We start from the raw sequence: 20328 nt of genomic DNA, 5'->3' as shown, positions 1-20328 counted from the left end.
TAGGAAGAAGATCCTTATTCTAGCAATTTGATTTAATCACAACAATAAAACAGATTGCATGTGTACAGCGGCAAATACCTCTAACATAGGTTATTATTAACAAAAATCATTTTTAATGAATCAAGAAATGAATGCATCCACTATTACTATCCCTGGACTTGTTATTGCTTATAAAACTTGGGGAGAACCAGATCTACCCCCTCTTATTGCACTTCATGGATGGCTTGATAACGCCAATTCTTTTGACCTGCTCGCTCCTTACCTAGCAAAGCAATTTTACGTCATCGCCATTGACCTGCCCGGGCATGGGCAATCATCCCATCTCCCTGAAGGCTGCTACTACCATTTTACTGATGGCATCTTCTATGTTTTGCAAATTGTTAAGGCTTTCGGTTTCGAACAATATCATCTCTTAGGTCATTCAATGGGGGCTTGTTTAGCGAGTCTTATTGCTGGAGTAGCTCCCAACCAAATTTTATCCATGGTTTTGATAGAAGGGCTAGGCCCCTTCTCTGAGTCAGAAGAGAGTTGTTGCAATCAACTGGAAAGATACGCAAAGCTTGCGTGCGAAGACGCAGCTCATGAAATAAAATCCTATCCTTCCTTAGAATTAGCCGTCCATGCACGAGCCAAACGGGGTTTTTTAGCACCAAAATACATCAATATTCTCAGCCAGCGCGGACTTCAGAGAAGAAAAGAGACCTTTTACTGGCGACATGACAGGCGCTTGCTGCTAGCAACACCTTTACGCCTGACCGAACAACAAATTTTGTCTTGTTTAAATAATATTCGTGCAAAAAGTTGTCTAATCTGGGCCAGTAATGGTTTTGAATTAAATCAAGCACAAAGGGAACACCGCGAACAAGCAGTAAAAAACTTACAAATTTATCATCTTGAAGGAGGACATCATGTTCATATGGAACACCCAGACACTGTAGCCCAGTGTCTGGAGGAATTTTATAAAACTCTTTAAGTATTATTGCCAATGACACAAGAATCATAATTAACCGCAACTGCAGCCAAGGATTTTTTAACGTCCTCGACTGAAAAACCAAGATCATGGGCTGCATTGAGTACTCCACAACCCGCCTCGTCAAAGGTTGTGTTGGGAATCCAATAATCCATATTCGCTTTCACCATAACTTCAAAAGCCTTCCGGGGATCCCAGCCAGGAGCCGTTGACATCAAATAAAACAAACGATTGTAGACACCACTGGAGTAATGTACGTCCAATCCGTCGTAATAACGATCTGCTGAGTCGATTGATTGGCCATCTCGGCTAGGCTGATCCATATAGCGCAATGCATCAAACCCACTGCCTTTTTTCATAATTTCGGCACCAATCAACCATGTATTTTTGCCGGTGGAATAAAATTCAGCAGCTTGGGCCGCCATATCGGAAAATGACTCATTCAGGCCACCAGAGTGCCCTGTGTATTCGAGATTGGAATGTTGCTCCGTGAACCCATGACTAATTTCATGGGCACCAATGCCCAACGATACTAAAGGATACATGGTTGTTGAATCACCATCACCAAACGTCATTTGTTTACCGTCCCAGTACGCATTGTCATACCCATCACCATAATGAACGCGCATAACTAATTGCATGGGCTTTCCTTTCTTCGATAATACCTCAACATCATACCAATCATGATACATATGCTTAATGACATAACCGGAATACAAAGCATCATTTGTCGGTGAAAATGCCCCATTCACCTTGTCATAGCCGTCATTCCCGTAACCTGTCCAAAAAGTAAGTGGATTATTATCTTGGTATTTTCTACATCTAAATTTCATCGGTAGATTAAGAGAATGGTATTCATGTTCCATATTAACCACCTTCACCGAGGTGTTTTCCATATAGCACGTTTTTAACAAGCTATCATAGGTTAAATCTAGTAAAGGATATGTTTTTCCGAAGATGTATTGACCTGTTTTAGCATTACCTCCATAACCTGTCCCTTTCACAGCCATACGGGCTGTTTTAATGTCATTCCATTGAATGAAAGGCTTATAAGTTTTAGCATCAAGAATCGCAGTGGGTCTTTCGGGTATTTGGTGATCATGGCGTATGTATACACTAACTCGATAAGCCCAATGAGCTTGCCGATTGTTATCGATATAGACCAACGGAACAACCTCTGCTTCACTCAAGTCTTTACCTTGATATTGCGCTTTAAACAGCTGCAAAGCGACAACTCCATTCTTAACAAAATCAGCTGAAGGCTGCCCCAATTCCGTTGGTAATCCGCGATACAAAACGCCGTTCATCCACACATTATCCTGACCATTAAGCAAATGCATTACCGTTGCTTTGCTATGCATAATTGCATAGCCTCCATGGACATTGAAACCTAAATATTGTTGTTGCATGCGGATATGAGTAATGTGGTTCTTATCCGTTCGCTGCTGGATAAACTGCAAAGTATCGGGAGCTCCCCCCGCGATCCCAATGCCGGGTAAAGCGACTTGGAATTGCTGTTGTATAGCCTTGAATGATTCCTGCTGCAAAGACACTGGTTCAGCGGCTTGTGATGAAGCCACTGCAGCTAAGGCTGAACAAGCTACTAGAGTGGATAAACGAACATTTAATTGCATTTAGACTTTCTCCTTAAAAATATGCATGTGGCAAACTCGTCCCGGGAGTGCCCATGTTGTTAATTTTCCCTGCTTCGTCTGATCAGTGGCAATACAATAATCTAATCCATGAATGCCGATTTTTGTGCATAAAGCAACCCTATATAGGGCACAATGCGCCATAAATCAAACAAATAGGACTATTCTTATTGAATTGACAAACCAGCCCATAACATCCACTGTTTAATGTATAGCCTGGTAACAACTACGTTTGAACTTACCCCGTTGAGTCTGAAAGTTACGAATTTTGGGTAAGCAATTTATCCTGAGGTTGGCTTACTAAAATCCGAAATATCATCTTATCAGGTATTTTATGACTTACATAATTTTTCTTTTATTACCACGGCTTTACCATTAAAAATGCGACAGCGGCGGTGCTTTTATTACTGGGATCTATTGACAATTGGTTTCGCAAAGAGAAGATTTAGCTAAATTTGCAGCAGTGAAATCAATTACAATTTTTGTCGGCCATGTACCTAGCTGACTAAAAATAGCATTTTGAAGTATCTTGGGTATAATTCAACACCCAATCTATTGACTTAACCAACGAAGATATTTGAGGCCTATGAGCACGATCACAACAGACATTGAGTTAGTCGCTTCTCATTTAAAACAAGGGAATGTAGTAGCGATACCTACCGAAACCGTGTATGGCCTGGCAGGAAATGCTGAAGACGAACACGCTATAAAAAAAATATATACGATAAAAAATAGACCCTTAAATCATCCTTTGATCATGCATGTTGCCGAAGGTTGGGATTTATCTCGGTGGGTAGCTTATATTCCTGATTATGCGCGCAGTTTAATGAAACAGTTCTGGCCTGGCCCTCTTACCCTTGTGATGCAGGCCAAACCGGGCTGTGTGAGCCAATTAGTCACAGGAGGTCAAGATACTGTTGCTATACGTTGCCCTAAACATCCTATCACGCAAGCACTTTTGCAACGGCTTAATTTTCCTTTAGTTGCCCCATCTGCAAATCCATTTGGTAAGATTAGCCCGACGACAGCTGAACATGTACAAGATAGTTTTAGACAAGAGGATTTTTTAATTCTCGATGGCGGGCGTTGTCAGGTAGGAATTGAATCGACCATTGTTGCTGCCACCAATCCGGAAGGCTATGAAATTTTGCGTCATGGTTCAATCAATGAGGTGCAAATTAACGCGATTTTACCTGAGAAACAATTAAAAAAAACAAGCACAATTCGAGCACCTGGCCGGTTAGCTAGCCATTATCAACCCGAAAAACCATTGTATTGTTTTCCCGATAGCGAAGCTATCAAGCGCTTTTGCCAGGAATCCAAATCTGCTGTGTACGTCCTCTCTTTTGCCCCAAAAACAGAGGTAGATAGTCTATTCTATTACCAATTGCCCAATTCACCCGAACAAGTGGCTTTCGAACTTTACTACCAATTAAGACAAGCAGATCAATCAGAGGCTGATTTTATTGCAATTGAGTTGCCGCCAGAACAAGGGGAATGGCTAGCCATTAGAGAACGTATTTTGAAAGCCGGGTATCGTTAATTTGCCCGGATCAAATTTTCTCTATAGTGAGCAAAACTTGTGCTGGCGTGACTTTATCCCCTTTCTGGCAAAATACATCCACAACGATGCCATTAAAAGGCGCTTGAATTTCCGTCTCCATCTTCATCGCCTCAAGAACCAGCAAAGTCTGACCCTCAGCGACTTTATGCCCTACAGCAACATTGACACTGACTAACACCCCTGGCATGGCAACGGAAATGTCTCCCGGCCCTGAAGGTTTTTTAGTTTCAGTAGGAACAGGTTGTATTAGGTTATCTTCATGGTGAATAATGACCTCTTCGGGAACGCCATCGACCCATAAAAAACAGGCCTGCTTCCCTTGTTCCTTTGGCCCGTATCCTGCCACTTTGATGTGGTAACTTTCGCCATGCAAAGCAATATCAAACTCGGAAGATAAATCGGTCGATTGCTGAATCGTTGCATGCAAAGGTTCAGGGATCAATGCTTTGTTTTTACGTTGCTCCAAAAATTGTTTAGCAATTTCTGGAAACATTGCGTAGGAAAGGACATCTTCATCACAGATCGCAAGGGCACCGATTTCCTCACGCAAACGATATAGTTCATTTGGTATTAAATCAGCAGGTCTTATATCAATAACCTCAGTTTGACCAATGGCTTTCTTACGTAAACTTGCACTTATTTTGCCTGGCGCAGCCCCATATTTTCCTTCACAATATAATTTGACTTCGTTAGTGATGGTTTTGTAGCGCCCACCTGTCAACACATTCAACACTGCCTGGGTCGCAACGACTTGCGAAGTTGGTGTTACCAAAGGAGGATAACCCAGATCCTTTCGCACTCGTGGTATCTCTTTATGAACCGCAGCAAGTTTATCCAAAGCTTGCTGCTCTTTCAGTTGCGAATAAAGGTTTGAAATCATCCCTCCAGGAATCTGGTAAAGTTGTACTCGAGGATCAATTTCGCGCGCTTCGCTCTCAAATTTGGCGTATTTTTTTCGCACGTTTCGAAAGTAATCAGCAATTTCTAATAATGCATTCAAATCAAGTCCCGTATCAAATTCACTTCCCGCCAAAGCCGCGACTAAAGGTTCGGTTGCAGGATGCGACGCTCCCCCAGAGAATGAAGAAATTGCCGTATCAACATGATTGCATCCTGCCAAAATAGCTTGATAGTGACAAATGGCCGCAAGTCCTGAGGTTGAGTGGCTATGGAGATGTATAGGCAATCGGGTTGCTTCCGCCAGAGCCCTATATAACTCAACAGCGGCCATTGGCGTGAGTAATCCTGCCATATCTTTAATTGCAATACTGTCACAACCCATATCAGCTAGAGCTTTTCCGGTATTCACAAAATTTTCTAAGGTGTGAACCGGGCTTGTTGTGTAACAGATTGCCCCTTGCGCATGTTTTTTATGTCGCTTGATTGCTTTTATCGCAGTATCTAAATTACGCACATCATTTAGCGCATCAAAAACACGAAATACATCAATACCCTTGTTTGCAGCCGATGTGATGAATGCTTTAACCACATCGTCAGCATAATGCCGGTAACCTAATAGGTTTTGGCCGCGCAAGAGCATCGATAATCGGGTGTGAGGTAAAGCGTGGCGTAATAATCTTAATCTTTCCCAGGGATCCTCCCTCAAAAAACGCAAACAGGTGTCGAAAGTAGCGCCACCCCAAACTTCCATAGCCCAAAAGCCTATCTCGTCCATTTTTTTGCAAATAGGCAACATGTCTTCTGTACGCATACGTGTCGCAATCAGACACTGGTGAGCATCCCGTAAGGTAACATCTGTTATATAAGTAGTCGCCATAATCGCAATTCCATTTAATTATATAGATAGCATACTCAAAGAATGAAATAACATCATCAAAGAATAAGCATCAACTGCACTATATTATCTGCAACAGCAAACTTCCAGCCATCATGCCGAGATCGTGCCGATATCATCGGACATCTGGACATTATTGGAAAGTTCAGGCAGAATCCGATGAATTTTGATAACCCAGCTTATGATGAAAAAAATACTCGTCCTTAATGGACCTAATTTAAATCGTCTTGGTCTACGCGAGCCTTCTGTTTATGGCTCAACAACCCTTGACGAAGTAAGCACGATGCTTAGGAATCAAGCTAAAGCTGCTGGTTTTGAGCTTTATAGCAAACAAAGCAATTCCGAGGCTGAATTAATTGACATGATTCACCAAGCTGCTGACGAAAAGACAGATTATTTCATTATTAATCCAGCCGCTTTTACACACACCAGCATTGCTTTACGCGATGCTTTAGCTGCAGTATCAATACCTTTCATTGAGGTTCATATCAGCAATATCTATGCCCGCGAGGCGTTTCGTCACCATTCGTATTTTTCTGACCTCGCCCGCGGTGTGATTAGTGGGCTTGGTGTTAGGGGTTACACCTTAGCATTACAAGCTATTATTGAAGAATTTAATTAATTAGAGAGTTATTATCGATGGATATTCGCAAAATTAAAAAATTGATCGAATTATTAGAAGAAACAGGGATTTCAGAAATTGAAATCAAAGAAGGTGAAGAGTCAGTTCGTTTAAGCCGTCACAGTTATGCTGTGGAAGCACCCGCACAAATGCGTTATTCAGCACCGCCTCCGCCGATGCCTGCACCCCAACCAGCAGCAAACTCAGCAGCGATTTCTACTGAAGCCAAAGCAGGAGCTACTAGATCAGGCCACAAAGTCCGTTCCCCAATGGTAGGTACCTTGTATACTTCACCCTCACCGGATGCGCCCCCTTTTGTTACTCTCGGTCAGTCAGTGAAAGTTGGCGATACGCTTTGCATTGTCGAGGCAATGAAAATGTTTAACGAAATTGAAGCTGATCGCGCCGGTAAAATCGTTGAAATTCTTGCCGCTAATGGCGATCCAATTGAATACGACCAACCCCTGTTTATTATCGAAGAATAGAAGAATAAAAGGTATATTAATGCTCAGTAAAATTGTTATTGCCAATCGTGGTGAAATTGCGCTCCGCATATTACGTGCTTGTAAAGAACTAGGCATTCAAACTGTAGCCGTGCATTCTGATGTCGATAAAGATTTATTGCATGTGCGCCTTGCTGACGAAACTGTTTGTATAGGACCTGCGAGCTCGCAGAAGAGTTATTTAAACATTCCAGCGATTATTTCTGCTGCTGAGATCACTGATGCGGTTGCTATTCATCCTGGCTATGGTTTTCTAGCAGAAAACGCTGACTTTGCCGATATTGTTGAGCAAAGTGGGTTTCGTTTTATCGGTCCTAAGGGCGATACCATTCGCTTAATGGGAGATAAAGTATCTGCCATCGCTGCAATGAAAAATGCAGGTGTCCCCTGCGTTCCAGGTTCGGATGGTCCTTTAACTGATGACGATAACCGCAATATTGAATTAGCACGCCAAATTGGCTTTCCCGTTATCATTAAAGCGGCTGGCGGTGGAGGGGGCAGGGGTATGCGGGTTGTTCATAATGAAGCCAATTTGCTTAATGCAATTGCCCTTACCCGTAGCGAAGCAAAAGCAGCTTTTAATAACCCTACCGTGTACATGGAAAAATTCTTGGAAAACCCGCGCCATATCGAATTTCAGGTTTTGGGTGATGGACAAGGAAATGCCATCCATCTCGGCGAACGTGATTGTTCGATGCAACGACGCCACCAAAAAGTGCTTGAAGAAGCTCCCGCTCCAGGAATTACCCCTGAATTACGACAAAAAATAGGCGAATCTGTGGTTAATGCCTGTCGTGAACTAAAATACCGCGGTGCTGGCACCTTTGAATTCTTATATCAAGATGGCTGCTTTTATTTCATCGAGATGAATACACGAATCCAAGTTGAACACCCAGTGACTGAAATGATCACCGGCATTGATTTGATTAAAGAGCAGATCAAAATTGCCAGCGATATCCCTTTCACTTTAAAACAAGAAGATATTCAATTAAAAGGCCATGCGATAGAGTGCCGCATTAATGCCGAAGACGCGAGAACTTTCATGCCTTCACCCGGAACAATACGTCTTCTGCATCAACCTGGCGGGCCTGGTATCCGTTTTGATTCTCACATATACAGCAGTTATACCGTACCGCCGAATTATGATTCGATGATAGGTAAGTTAATTAGCTATGGCGAAACCCGAGAAGTCGCTCTTGCAAGAATGCGTAATGCCCTAGATGAAATTATTATCGATGGCATCAAAACCAATATCGAGCTGCATCATCGCATTCTCAGAGATAGAGCCTTTATGCAAGGCGGCACAAACATCCATTATTTAGAAAAAATGCTCAAGGAATAAGTTGTGTGGTATCAGTTACAAATTGAACAATGCCACCGTGATGAAGTGGATTCAATTAGCGAGGCTCTCGAAGAAACGGGAGCTTTATCAATCACATTAACCGACAAAAATGATGATCCTGTCCTCGAGCCAGAGCCTGGAACAACCCCACTTTGGCCCGATGTTATCGTCCACGCGCTTTATACTGAGATCCGAGAAGCAGCACTAGCAAAACAACAACTAGCGACCCAATTCAAGCATTTATCCTTTTCTATCAGTGAGTTGGCTGACCAAGATTGGGAGCGTGCCTGGATGGATGATTTCAAACCCCAGCGCTTTGGCCAACGATTGTGGATCTGCCCTTCGTGGATGGAACCACCCGAACCTGAAGCCGTTAATCTAATCCTTGATCCGGGATTAGCCTTCGGCACCGGAACTCATCCTACAACTTCTCTTTGCTTGCGTTGGCTTGATCAAGCTGATCTAACCAACAAAACAGTCATTGACTATGGGTGCGGCTCAGGTATCCTTGCTTTGGCAGCACTAAAGCTGGGTGCAGCAAAAGTTCAAGCGGTTGACATTGATGATCAAGCGTTGCAAGCAACACAAAACAATGCCCTGACCAATGAAATTAATTCACAACAGTTGGATATTGGTTTTCCGGAAATATTGCGAGAACCTACTGATATACTTATTGCCAATATCTTATTAGCTCCTTTGCTGACTCTGCGCACTAAATTTAGAGAATTACTTAAAGATGAGGGCCTATTAATTGTTTCGGGCATTCTCAAGGAGCAAGCAGCGTCTCTTATTGAGGCTTATCAAACTGATTTTGCCCACCAATCTTCTGCGGATTTAGAAGATTGGTCACTGCTCACTTTCACTCGTCGCTAATCATTATAAAGAGCTAAAATGATGAATAAACAAGAATTCTGCCCCTTTACACCCAAAAGGGCTTTACTGAGTGTTTCTGATAAACGAGGATTAGTCGAATTAGCAAAAACCCTTCATGAGCAAGGGGTAGAGCTCGTTGCTACAGGCAACACAGCTGCCTTACTGACGAAAAATCAGCTCCCAGTTACCGATGTGAGTGAATGCACCCAATTTCCTGAAATGCTGGATGGTCGGGTTAAAACGCTCCATCCTGCTATTCATGCAGGCTTACTAGCACGCGATCTCCCCGAAGATGACAAAGTTTTACAAGCTCATCAGATTAAACGAATTGATTTACTTATTGTCAATCTATATCCTTTCGAACAAGTCATTAGTCATCATGACTGCGATTTCCAAAAAGCAATTGAAAACATCGACATTGGCGGCCCCGCAATGGTTCGTGCCGCAGCTAAAAATCATACTCGTGTTTTTGTCGTCGTGACTCCTGATGATTACGGTTTATTGAGCAAATATGTTCGCGCTCAAAAGGTTCCTGCTAATTGGGGCTTTGAGTTAGCTAAAAAGGCATTTGCCCATACTGCCGCCTACGATGCAGCTATTGCCAATTACTTGGGAACGCTGAACGAGAAGCGGGAGCCCTCGGGTTTCCCATCCACGCTCACCTGTCAGTTCCACAAACGCTATGAATTACGTTACGGCGAAAACCCTCATCAACAAGCGATATTTTATACCGATAAAAATCCGCCTGCAGGCTCTTTAGCCACAGCAAAAACGCTTCAAGGCAAGCAGTTGTCCTATAACAATCTACTCGATGCAGATGCAGCTTTTGACTGTGTTAAATCTTTTCCGCTCGAAACCCCTACTTGCGTCATCGTCAAACACGGTAATCCTTGTGGAATCGCATTAGGCAATACGCAACTAAATGCTTACTTACGAGCATATCAAACCGACCCGACTTCCAGCTTCGGTGGAATCTTGGCGTTTAATCAGCTTTTAACGGCAGAAACAGCGCAAGCTATCCTTGAGAAACAGTTTGCGGAAGTTATTATTGCCCCGGCGATTAGTGAGGAAGCTCAATCTATCTTATCTACAAAACCCAATATTCGAGTACTCAGTACAGGCGAATGGCAAACGAATTCCGAATTTAAATTGGATATGCGCCATGTCGATGGGGGACTGCTTGTCCAAGAGCATGATGATTTTTTAGTCAGTGACGAAGAGTTTAAAACGGCTACCCAACAAAAACCTTCCGAACAACAAGTGCAAGATTTATTATTCGCCTGGATTGCTGTCAAACACGTGAAATCGAATGCCATTGTCTTTGCAAAAGACGGTGCAACAATTGGGATCGGTGCCGGGCAAACCAGCCGTGTCATGAGTACCCGTATTGGTTTATGGCAAGCCCAACAGGCCAACTTGAGTACTCAAGGCGCGGTCATGGCTTCTGATGCGTTTATTCCTTTTGCAGATAGCATTGAGTTAGCTGCTAAAGCAGGGATTAGCGCCATTATCCAGCCTGGTGGTTCCGTACGCGACAAAGAAGTCATTGAAGCTGCTAACAAGGCCGGAATTATCATGGTGTTTACCGGGTATAGGCATTTTAAGCACTAGCATGCTTTTTATGTGTGCGTGAAGATGCCTGATAGACAATGCTTCTTCACGCAGATTCACGCATAGTTAAACCATCTACGTAAAATTTTTTAAACCTAATGTTTTAAGGCCTTATAAATATCAACAAACGTAGAAACTCTATCAATATTTATCGGGACATGTAACCGTCGTGCGATATCCGAAGCAGAAAAAATCCCACGGATATGGTGCTCTGCCCCATCAATAACAAGGAAATGTTGCTTTCCTTCATTCTTCAGTGTTTCAACAATATCCCTAATTTTTGCGCGTTTTACATCGTTAAATTCAATTGCTTTTAAGCATGTTTTTGGCGTCATCACCTCAGAAACAAAGATATCAGTGCGGTGGACATGATTAGTTCGAGACATGACCTTTTCACCAATTAAATCCTCATAAGCAAGAGCGCCGACAAATTCACCTTTATCTAGCACCAACTTTAATTTGACATGCGTTTTTTTCATTAAATCTTCGGCCGTGACCACATCCAATGATTGATCGATTACTAAAGGAGGTGTTTTTTTGAAATCAGTAAAAATATCGAGAGCAGGTGAATCAAGTGTTATTTCGTAATTTTCATCAGGGGTAATAACATGTTTAACATCGGTGATATCACAGGTTTTTATAATCATGATCGCTTTCCTTTACAGCAAAATTCCCAATAATCCAATAAGTTAAATATCTTCAATTTTTAATTACTACCTGCTAAATGTAGAACAGAATAACTTGCAATACAAATATCTCATGTAGAGTTGTCTTCCCACCATTGCTAGAATAGATATATCAAAACTGCAGAACATAGGATGGTAGGCTATGGAACATCAACACCCCCCAAAAGAAAAAAAAAGTTGCTGCCATTCAATGAACCACTCAAAAAAAATTCCAAAATCTCAACTGGTAAACGGTGTAGTCATATATACCTGCCCAATGCACCTCGAAATTCGCCAAGAAAAGCCTGGAAGTTGTCCAATTTGTGGCATGGCATTAGAGCCTGAGGCAATTAGTGAAGAAACGAGTAACCCAGAATATGTTGACATGCGACAAAGATTTTGGATTGCCTTATTACTCAGTGTTCCAGTATTCATACTGGCAATGGGTGAATACGCTTTCGCAAACTGGCTTCCTATCCCATTATCAATTTGGATTCAATTGGTTTTAGCGACTCCAGTTGTCCTCTGGTGTGGTTGGCCTTTTTTCCAACGGGGTTGGCAATCGTTAAAAACCCGTCGATTAAATATGTTCACTTTGATTGCAATGGGTACCGCTGTAGCATGGGGATATAGTGTCGTAGCCACTTTATTTCCTGGCTTTTTCCCTAAGAGTTTGCTCAATGAACATAGGATGATAAGCGTTTATTTTGAAGCAGCCGCGGTCATTACAACTTTAGTTTTACTTGGGCAAGTACTTGAATTAAAAGCACGAGAAAAAACAGGGGGGGCCATACGGGCATTATTGAAATTAGCCCCCGAAACAGCGTATCGCCTCGATAAAAATAATCAAGAAACAGTGGTATCGCTCGATCAAGTTTTCGTAGGAGATTTGTTACGTGTACGACCCGGTGAGAAAATTCCTGTGGATGGCGAGCTTGTCGAGGGTCAATCGAACGTCGATGAGTCAATGGTCACTGGCGAATCGTTACCCGTTAGCAAAAGGGTTGGTGATAAACTCATTGGCGCCACCATTAATCTAAGCGGCAGCTTTGTTATGAGAGCTATCCATGTGGGTAGCGATACAATGCTTTCACGGATTGTCCAGATGGTTAGTGATGCACAACGCAGCCGGGCACCAATTCAACGTTTGGCCGATGCCGTTTCTGGCTTGTTTGTACCTGTTGTCATATTCGTAGCCCTATTAGCCTTTGCTTTATGGTTTATCTTCGGCCCATCCCCCTCGCTCAGCTATGGACTCATCGCTGCTGTTTCGGTATTAATCATTGCTTGTCCCTGCGCTTTAGGACTCGCAACGCCGATGTCGATTATGGTTGGAGTGGGTAAAGGCGCGGGAAATGGCGTACTCATCAAAGACGCTGAAGCACTCGAACATATGGAAAAAATAAATACCTTAGTCGTTGATAAAACAGGGACTCTGACTGAAGGCCATCCCAAATTAACCCAAATTATAACCTTAAAAACATTTGCAGAGGACGAAGTACTCACCTTCGCCGCCTCGGTGGAGCATCATAGCGAACACCCTTTAGCGCATGCGATTGTGGCATGTGCCAAAGAGAAAAATTTATCACTCGCCCCGGTTAGTCAGTTTGAAGCAATAACCGGTAAAGGGGTACGCGGTAGCGTTGAAAATCGTGCTATCGTGATTGGCACTTCGGCGTTAATGCAAGAATTAGGGATAGATTATCAAGTCCTTTCCATGAATGCTGACGAACTTAGGGCAAAAGGCGCTTCAGTGATGTTCATAGCAATTGATAATCAAATTTCCGCCATTTTAGCCGTAGAAGATCCGATCAAATCCAGCACAGGCGATGCCATAAAAGCCTTACAAGATAAAGGAATCGATATTGTCATGCTCACTGGCGATAACCAGAAAACCGCTAATGCAGTCGCCGAAAAGATTGGCATCAAAACAGTGATTGCCGAAGTTTTACCCGCTGACAAAAGTCGTATTGTGACTGAATTACAGGAAAAAGGCCGAGTTGTTGCTATGGCTGGAGATGGAGTCAATGATGCTCCTGCTCTCGCTAAAGCTGACATCGGCATTGCCATGGGGACGGGCACTGACGTTGCCATAGAAAGTGCTGGCGTTACCTTGCTTCACGGCGATTTACATGGCATCGTTAAAGCTCGTCATCTTTCTGAAGCGACCATGCGAAACATACGCCAAAACCTCTTTTTTGCTTTTGTTTATAATGCATTAGGTATACCTATAGCCGCAGGGGTACTTTATCCTTTCATAGGATTACTCTTAAATCCAATGATAGCAGCGGCAGCGATGTCGCTTAGTTCTGTGTCTGTCATTCTCAATGCACTCCGCTTACGCTGGATAACCCTATGAGAAACAAGCGTTTTACTTTAATCGCTTGGCTTTTTATTATCAGCATGCTCGCCAGAACACCCATCAGCAGTGCGTCACAAAGTTTAACCGTTAATCAATTAGCTCAAATAGCAATCCAAAATAACAATGACTTAAAGGCAGCCCGGTACAATGTTGCGATAGCGCAAGCACGCTTAGTGCAAGCAGGATTATGGCCAAACCCAAGTCTAAACCTGAATAACATTGACGATCAATTCTTTACCAGGGAAGGTGAATATACACGAAGTGCAGGTTTTAGCCAAAATTTTCCAATTTCTGGTCGAATTGGTCGCCAAAAAAATGTTGCCCGCGTTGATATTGCTATTGCTATGGCTGAAATCAAAGATGCTAAACGCAAACTCAAAGGCGCAGTTGCTGAAAGTTACTATGCTATTCTAATTACCGATTATCGTTTAAAACAGCTTAAAAATCTTTTAGCAATTAACAAAAAATTAGTGCAAGTCACTGAAAACCGTTTTCATGCCGCTGAAGTATCTGAGCTCGACACCAATTCAGCCAACTTAGAATACCAACGTATTTTCCAAGAAAAACAGATATTAGAAAGTCTACGCATCAGTCAAATTGCCCAGCTTAACCAATTAATAGGCCGTGAGGCAGGCGCCCCCTTACTTCTCGATAAATCGCTACCTAAATCAGGGCTAATAACAACCAGCGTGACTGATGCTCAAGCCTTAGCACTAAAGGAGCGCCCAGATATGCAATTACTTCAGCTCAGCTTAAATCGTGCTCAAGCTTCTCAACGGCTAGCCCGGTCTGAACGATGGGCTGATTGGACAGTAGGTGTCGCTTTTCAACAAAGCAAAATATTTGTCGAAGGGGGTGATCCACAAAAACCGGATCGCGCCCTGAGTGTTGGCTTAGCTGTCCCATTCCCTTTGTTTAATGCAAATCAGGGTAAGATCATGGAAGCAAGTGCAGTGGGCACACAAGCGCTTGGGAAAATGAAAGCTTTGAAATTAGCGATTCAAACTGAAGTGGCCAGCAATTATGCGCAATTAAAAGCGTTAGAAAAAGCACTCGAACAATCTCGTCAAAAAACCGTAAAACTCACCTACCGCAATGTTAAATTAGCAAGAGACGCCTATAAAAATGGCCAAGTGTCACTTCTGGAAGTATTACAAATACAGCGTCAACAAAATGATCTCCAAGTAGCCTATCTCAATATGCTCGAAAAATACTTACAATCATTAGTTAAATTTTGTACAGCACTTGGTAATGGCGGCAATATTTCATTGTGTTCCTATTTGACTGATAAAAGGAATTTAAATGATTTCCCAAAATAACCTTAAGCTAACTGCATTACAATCCCTTGTTTTTCTCGCCGTCTTAATCAAGGCATCTCTCGTATTTGCCCACGGAGAACGTTTCGAGATTTCAGGGCCTCCCCCCAGCTCATTTTCACTTAACGCAGAACAATCCAGACTTATGGATCTTAAAACCGTTAGAGCCATCACTAAACCCCTTGAGGAGACACTGGGACTCAATGGGGAAATTCAGTTATTACCCAACGCCCAAGCTGATGTGAGTGTGAGGATCTCAGGAAATGTGACTGAGCTTTATGCAAATTTAGGCGATAAAGTGAAAACTGGCCAACCTCTTTTAAAAGTACAATCCCTTCTGATAGGCGCTCCGCCACCCAGTGTCGTCATGAATGCCCCAATGAGCGGCGTTATCGATGCACGCAATGTGAATCTTGGTCAAGCAGTAGCACCAAATACAGTGCTTTTTCACATTTCCGATCGCTCAAAACTACTTGTGATTGCAAAAGCTTATGAAGAAGACTTAGGAAAAGTGCAGGTGGGGCAAGAGGCTAGATTACATGTCTTAAGTTATCCAAAACAAATCTTTAAAGGAAAAGTCTCCCTTATCGAACCCAACCTCGATCCGCTCACTCGCACAGTGAATGTCCAAATTCTTCTTGATAATCCCAAAGACTTATTAAAACCAGGCATGTTTACCCGTGCTTATCTCGTATTGCAGGAAAACAAATCAGCCTTAGTTATTCCTAATGCAGCGATCATGGAAGCGAACAATGAAAAATTTGTTTTTAAAAAACAAGGGAATGTTTACCAACATGTTATAGTTAAACCAGGAATCAGTGATGATAACTATACGGAAATTCTAAGCGGTTTAGCGGCTGGTGATGAAGTCGTAACTCAAGGTAATCGTCAGCTTTATACATACTGGCTAACAGGCAGTAAGCCTCAACCTGTAGAAGAAAGAAATGACTAACTGGCAAAGGGATCGGCTGAAATGTTTCAATACCTAATTAGCTGGTCTTTAAAAAATCGTCTTCTTATCTTAGCCATCACCATTGGCATTTGCCTCTATGGAGGTTATACCTTAACGAAAATGCCGGTGGATGTTTTTCCTGAATTCGCCCCGCCACAAGTCACTATACAAACTCAAGCACCTGGGCTAGCACCGCAAGAAGTAGAAGCCTTAATCACATATCCTTTAGAAAGCGCTATCAATGGGACCCCTGGAGTAACCCATGTCCGTTCTAAAACGACAGTTGGGTTGTCTACGATTACTGTTGTTTTTGCTGATAAAACAGATATCTATCGCGATAGGCAGTTGATTAACGAGCGGATTCAACAAGTGATGGGCCAATTACCTCCCGGTTCAAATCCAGTCATGTTACCGGTCATCTCTGTTGTAGGCTGGCTCATGAAATATGCTCTGGTTAGCAATACTGTATCACCAGAAGAATTGCGTACTATCTCCGATTGGGTGATCCGCCCAAGGATATTGGCGCTGGGCGGCGTTGCCTCTGTGGTTTCACTGGGAGGTGAAGTAAAACAATATCAAGTGCTCTTAGATCCTGCCCGCATGCTAGCTTATCGAGTGAGTGTGGAAGAAGTGAGCCAAGCCTTAGCAAATTCAAATCGCAATGTTCCCGGCGCCTTTTTACAACGATCAGGGACAGAACTCACTATTGGCGCAATTGGTCGAGTAAAAACGCTCGAGGACATAAAAAAAACGCTTATTACCACACGAGAAGGGATCCCAATTACCGTTGATAACGTTGCTACGGTGGCTTTCGGTGGCGAAATCAAAAGAGGCGATGCTGCTTATAATTTCGATCATGCTGTGATAGGCACTATTTCCAAAACGTATGGTGCTGATACCCTAGCAACCACTTCCAAAGTCCAAGAAGCGTTAGATGAAATCAAAGCTTCGCTCCCACCTGGCATAAAATTGTATACCAATGTCTTTCGCCAAGCTAATTTCATTGAATCAGCCATTAAGAATCTGAGCTGGGCGTTACTCGAGGGTGCGCTCATTGTGATCATCGTATTATTCATCTTTTTAATGAATATTCGTGCGTCATTGATCACCTTCTTGGCAATGCCCGTTTCCTTTATTCTTGGTATTTTAGTACTGCACCTGTTTGGTTTTGGAATTAATGCAATGACGCTTGGAGGAATTGCCATAGCCATTGGTGAAGTTGTCGATGACGGGATTATTACCGTAGAAAATGTCTTACGCCGCTTACAATTAAATCGCTTATCTATTTCTCCTCAACCTGCAATCGAAGTTGTTTTCGATTCAATTCTCGAAATTAGAAATTCTGTGATTTATGCCACTTTGATTATTAGCCTGGTGTTTCTCCCTATTTTTTTTCTATCCGGTATTGCAGAGCGAATTTTTGGTCCTTTAGCTGTAGCGTATATTGCATCAGTGATTGGCTCACTGGTTGTTTCCATTACTATGGTTCCTGCATTGTGTTACCTGCTTTTAGTTTATCGTCGGGAAAAACAAAATGAACAAAATATCGTTTTGCATCCGATGACAAACGCAGAACGAATTGCGCAAATGACAGAAAATCCAGAAGCCAGTTTTGTAGAGAAAGAAACGCCCTTTGCCAAGCTTCTTAAAGCTCATTTTCAGCGTATTCTAAATTGGGCTTTGAACCATCTTTGGTCCATAATGAGCTTCGCCGGTTTAGGAATTTTACTTGCTCTTGCTTTGCTACCCTTCTTTGGTACTGCCTTCCTTCCAGAATTTCATGAGGGCAATTACATTATCGCCATGACCACCCTACCTGGCACCTCACTCAGTGAATCGATGCGAATTGGCGAACAAGTTCGTAAAGAATTACTCAAATACCCGCAAGTAACCTCTATTTCTCAGCGTGCGGGACGAAGTGCAATTGACGAAGATGCATTACCTCCTAATGTGAGCGAATTCGATGTGAATCTTAATTTTGATAAAGATAAAAGCATGCGATCGGTCGAATTAATTAAGAGAATTCGCCAAGACTTGGCAAATATTCCTGGTGCTGTTTTTAATATAGGCCAATTTATTGCTCACCGCATGGATGAAGTGCTTTCAGGGGTTCGCTCACAGATTGCAATAAAAATTTTTGGCGACAATCTCCAAACGCTTAATCAATTAGGCGCGTCAGTAGAATCATTGCTCAAAAAAATTCCTGGTATTGTCGATGTCAATAGAGAGCAGCAAATCAACGTCCCACAATTAATCATTAAGATTGATCGCGAGAAAGCAGCACGTTATGGCATTAATGTGGGACAAATTTCCGAAGATGTGCAAACTTTGCTCAACGGAGTCCGTGTTTCTAGTGTATTGGAGGGACAGCGAAGTTTTGATCTTTACCTACGCATGGCCGAATCAGGAAGGGACACTGTTAGGGCAGTACAAGACATGTTAATCGATGCCCACGGTGCAGGAATAGAGAATGGCGGTAAAATCCCTTTGCGGGCAGTAGCACAAATTGGGGAAGAAGAACAACCTTTCTCGATTAGTCGCGAAAATACACAACGGATGATTTCAGTTGGCTTTAACGTAGCAGGACGTGATCTAGGCAGTGTAATTCAGGAGGTTCAGCAGCAAATTAAAGAAAAGATACAACTTCCCAACGGCTATTTTATTCAATATGGCGGACAATTTAAAAGCCAGCAACAAGCAACCCGAACAATCTTATTTTTGGGTATTTTAGCCGTTATAGCCATGCTACTTCTCTTGTATAAAGCATTTGGAAAATTGGGCGAAGCCCTTTTGGTCCTTTGTAACTTACCATTAGCACTAATCGGCGGTGTTTTATCACTTTATTTCGCCAGCGGTGAAATGAGCATAGCAGCGATGATTGGTTTTATTACCCTCTTTGGAATTGCTGCTCGCAATGGTATTATTTTGGTCAGTCATTTCAACCAATTGAAGTCAGAAGGCAAACCATTACAGGACATTGTAGTCCAAGGTACCCTTGATCGGCTTGTCCCAGTTTTAATGACTGCTGCTACCGCTGCTTTAGGCTTAATCCCTTTGCTGTGGGGTTCACCAGTAGGTAAAGAGCTGGAGAGGCCTTTAGCCCAAGTGTTATTAGGTGGACTCTTTACTTCCACCCTGTTGAATATGATTGTTGTACCAACAATATATAATGCGATGGAAAAGCGGCGAGAAAAACGTATGAGTAGTAACTCTGGAGACTTACATAGTGACCAATTTACACACGATAGTTAAATTTTTTTTCGGTTTAAGCATTTTTTTTCTAGGCTTATTTTATCAACCCTTCTGCTTGGCACATACGAATGAAATGCACCGTCATTCGAGAATAGTAGGAAAAAACGATCAACCGTCAATTAAAATGTCAGTGGAACGAATAGTAAGCGGGCGCGGGAAGGATTTAGTTTTTGTAAAATTAACTGAGATTGGAACCAATAAGCCCATACATTTGCAAGATCTCAATGAAGTACACACTCAGAAAATCCACATGCTCATCATTGACGACAGCCTTAGTGATTACAGTCACGTCCATCCTGTCGCTACAGAAGAACCTGGTGTCTATCAATTTTCTTGGAAACCAAAGAAAAAGGACGCAAATTACCGTATTTGGGCTGATCTTGTGCCTGTGAATACTATGAAACAAGAGTACATCATCGCTGACTTATACAAATCCAAATCTAATTTTGCTCAAATTATTCCTCGCATTACCACTGAGAGTGTCGTTGGTGGATACAAATTTAAATTATCTTTTGATAAACCTAAGCTAGAGCTGGGTAAAGCAACAATGGGAAAAATTGACATCACTGATGCACAGGGTAATCCCGTGCACAATTTAGAACCCATCATGGGTGCTTATGCCCATATCGTTGGGTTTAGCGATGATTTTAATACGGTAATGCATGTTCATCCGATGGGAACAGAGCCTTCGCAAGCGACAGATAGAGGGGGTCCTGAACTTAACTTCCATATTGAGCCGCAAAAAGCAGGAGCGATAAAACTTTTTGCCCAGGTCAAAATAGATGGGAAAGAACTATTCGTTCCATTCAGTTATTACGCTTCTGTTGGATAATAATCAGCGGGTAAGGG

The 20328-nt window shown here is 42.5% G+C and carries 15 protein-coding genes; 12 read left to right on the top strand and 3 right to left on the bottom strand.

Annotation, left to right across the window (positions count from 1 at the left end):
- Positions 1-127: 127 nt before the first annotated feature.
- Complete coding sequence (locus tag LMI_RS03720; RefSeq protein WP_045100550.1) at positions 128-973, top strand: alpha/beta fold hydrolase; 846 nt, start codon at positions 128-130, stop codon at positions 971-973.
- On the opposite strand, the gene proA is transcribed toward LMI_RS03720, so the two are convergent.
- Positions 970-2604, bottom strand: coding sequence for a zinc metalloprotease ProA (gene proA, locus LMI_RS03715; protein ID WP_045098591.1), 1635 nt, complete (start codon positions 2602-2604; stop codon positions 970-972). The two genes, LMI_RS03720 and proA, sit on opposite strands and share 4 nt — an antisense overlap.
- 604 nt (positions 2605-3208) lie before the next feature.
- Between proA and LMI_RS03710 the strand changes: the two genes are divergently transcribed.
- Positions 3209-4165 (top strand): L-threonylcarbamoyladenylate synthase, encoded by a 957-nt coding sequence (locus LMI_RS03710; protein WP_045098590.1) that lies wholly within the window; start codon positions 3209-3211, stop codon positions 4163-4165.
- Between the two features lie 10 nt (positions 4166-4175).
- Here the strand turns inward: LMI_RS03710 and oadA are convergent, their stop codons facing one another.
- Positions 4176-5963: a sodium-extruding oxaloacetate decarboxylase subunit alpha gene (gene oadA / locus LMI_RS03705; RefSeq protein WP_045098589.1), complete on the bottom strand. Its 1788-nt coding sequence runs from the start codon at positions 5961-5963 to the stop codon at positions 4176-4178.
- A 202-nt stretch (positions 5964-6165) separates the two neighbouring features.
- On the opposite strand from oadA, the gene aroQ reads away from it, so the two are divergent.
- The 5 genes from aroQ to purH are packed head-to-tail and all read left to right on the top strand — an operon-like array spanning position 6166 to position 10932.
- A complete protein-coding gene (gene aroQ, locus LMI_RS03700; protein ID WP_045098588.1) occupies positions 6166-6603 on the top strand; it encodes a type II 3-dehydroquinate dehydratase in 438 nt (145 codons plus the stop codon).
- Positions 6604-6620: 17 nt separating this feature from the next.
- Complete coding sequence (accB, locus tag LMI_RS03695; protein WP_045098587.1) at positions 6621-7088, top strand: acetyl-CoA carboxylase biotin carboxyl carrier protein; 468 nt, start codon at positions 6621-6623, stop codon at positions 7086-7088.
- A gap of 19 nt (positions 7089-7107) precedes the next feature.
- Positions 7108-8448 (top strand): acetyl-CoA carboxylase biotin carboxylase subunit, encoded by a 1341-nt coding sequence (gene accC / locus LMI_RS03690; RefSeq protein ID WP_045098586.1) that lies wholly within the window; start codon positions 7108-7110, stop codon positions 8446-8448.
- Between the two features lie 3 nt (positions 8449-8451).
- Positions 8452-9321 (top strand): 50S ribosomal protein L11 methyltransferase, encoded by an 870-nt coding sequence (gene prmA / locus LMI_RS03685; protein WP_045098585.1) that lies wholly within the window; start codon positions 8452-8454, stop codon positions 9319-9321.
- A gap of 18 nt (positions 9322-9339) precedes the next feature.
- A complete protein-coding gene (purH, locus tag LMI_RS03680) occupies positions 9340-10932 on the top strand; it encodes a bifunctional phosphoribosylaminoimidazolecarboxamide formyltransferase/IMP cyclohydrolase (protein ID WP_045098584.1) in 1593 nt (530 codons plus the stop codon).
- Positions 10933-11027: 95 nt separating this feature from the next.
- On the opposite strand, the gene LMI_RS03675 is transcribed toward purH, so the two are convergent.
- Positions 11028-11579 carry a CBS domain-containing protein gene (locus LMI_RS03675; protein WP_045098583.1) on the bottom strand — a complete coding sequence of 184 codons (552 nt, stop codon included), beginning with the start codon at positions 11577-11579 and terminating at the stop codon, positions 11028-11030.
- 181 nt (positions 11580-11760) lie between these two features.
- Between LMI_RS03675 and LMI_RS03670 the strand changes: the two genes are divergently transcribed.
- The 5 genes from LMI_RS03670 to LMI_RS03650 are packed head-to-tail and all read left to right on the top strand — an operon-like array spanning position 11761 to position 20311.
- Positions 11761-13956 (top strand): copper-transporting P-type ATPase, encoded by a 2196-nt coding sequence (locus tag LMI_RS03670; RefSeq protein ID WP_045098582.1) that lies wholly within the window; start codon positions 11761-11763, stop codon positions 13954-13956.
- Positions 13953-15278 carry a TolC family protein gene (locus tag LMI_RS03665; RefSeq protein WP_045098581.1) on the top strand — a complete coding sequence of 442 codons (1326 nt, stop codon included), beginning with the start codon at positions 13953-13955 and terminating at the stop codon, positions 15276-15278. The genes LMI_RS03670 and LMI_RS03665 overlap by 4 nt, the downstream gene beginning before the upstream one ends.
- Positions 15262-16227, top strand: coding sequence for an efflux RND transporter periplasmic adaptor subunit (locus tag LMI_RS03660; protein WP_045098580.1), 966 nt, complete (start codon positions 15262-15264; stop codon positions 16225-16227). The genes LMI_RS03665 and LMI_RS03660 overlap by 17 nt, the downstream gene beginning before the upstream one ends.
- Positions 16228-16248: 21 nt before the next feature.
- A complete protein-coding gene (locus tag LMI_RS03655) occupies positions 16249-19479 on the top strand; it encodes an efflux RND transporter permease subunit (protein WP_045098579.1) in 3231 nt (1076 codons plus the stop codon).
- Positions 19454-20311: a DUF8832 domain-containing protein gene (locus LMI_RS03650; RefSeq protein WP_045098578.1), complete on the top strand. Its 858-nt coding sequence runs from the start codon at positions 19454-19456 to the stop codon at positions 20309-20311. The genes LMI_RS03655 and LMI_RS03650 overlap by 26 nt, the downstream gene beginning before the upstream one ends.
- Positions 20312-20328: the final 17 nt, after the last annotated feature.

It is taken from the genome of Legionella micdadei (assembly GCF_000953635.1).
Classification (GTDB): domain Bacteria; phylum Pseudomonadota; class Gammaproteobacteria; order Legionellales; family Legionellaceae; genus Tatlockia; species Tatlockia micdadei.
Note: the sequence above shows the minus strand (reverse complement) of the source record. Positions and strands in the feature narration are given on the sequence as shown.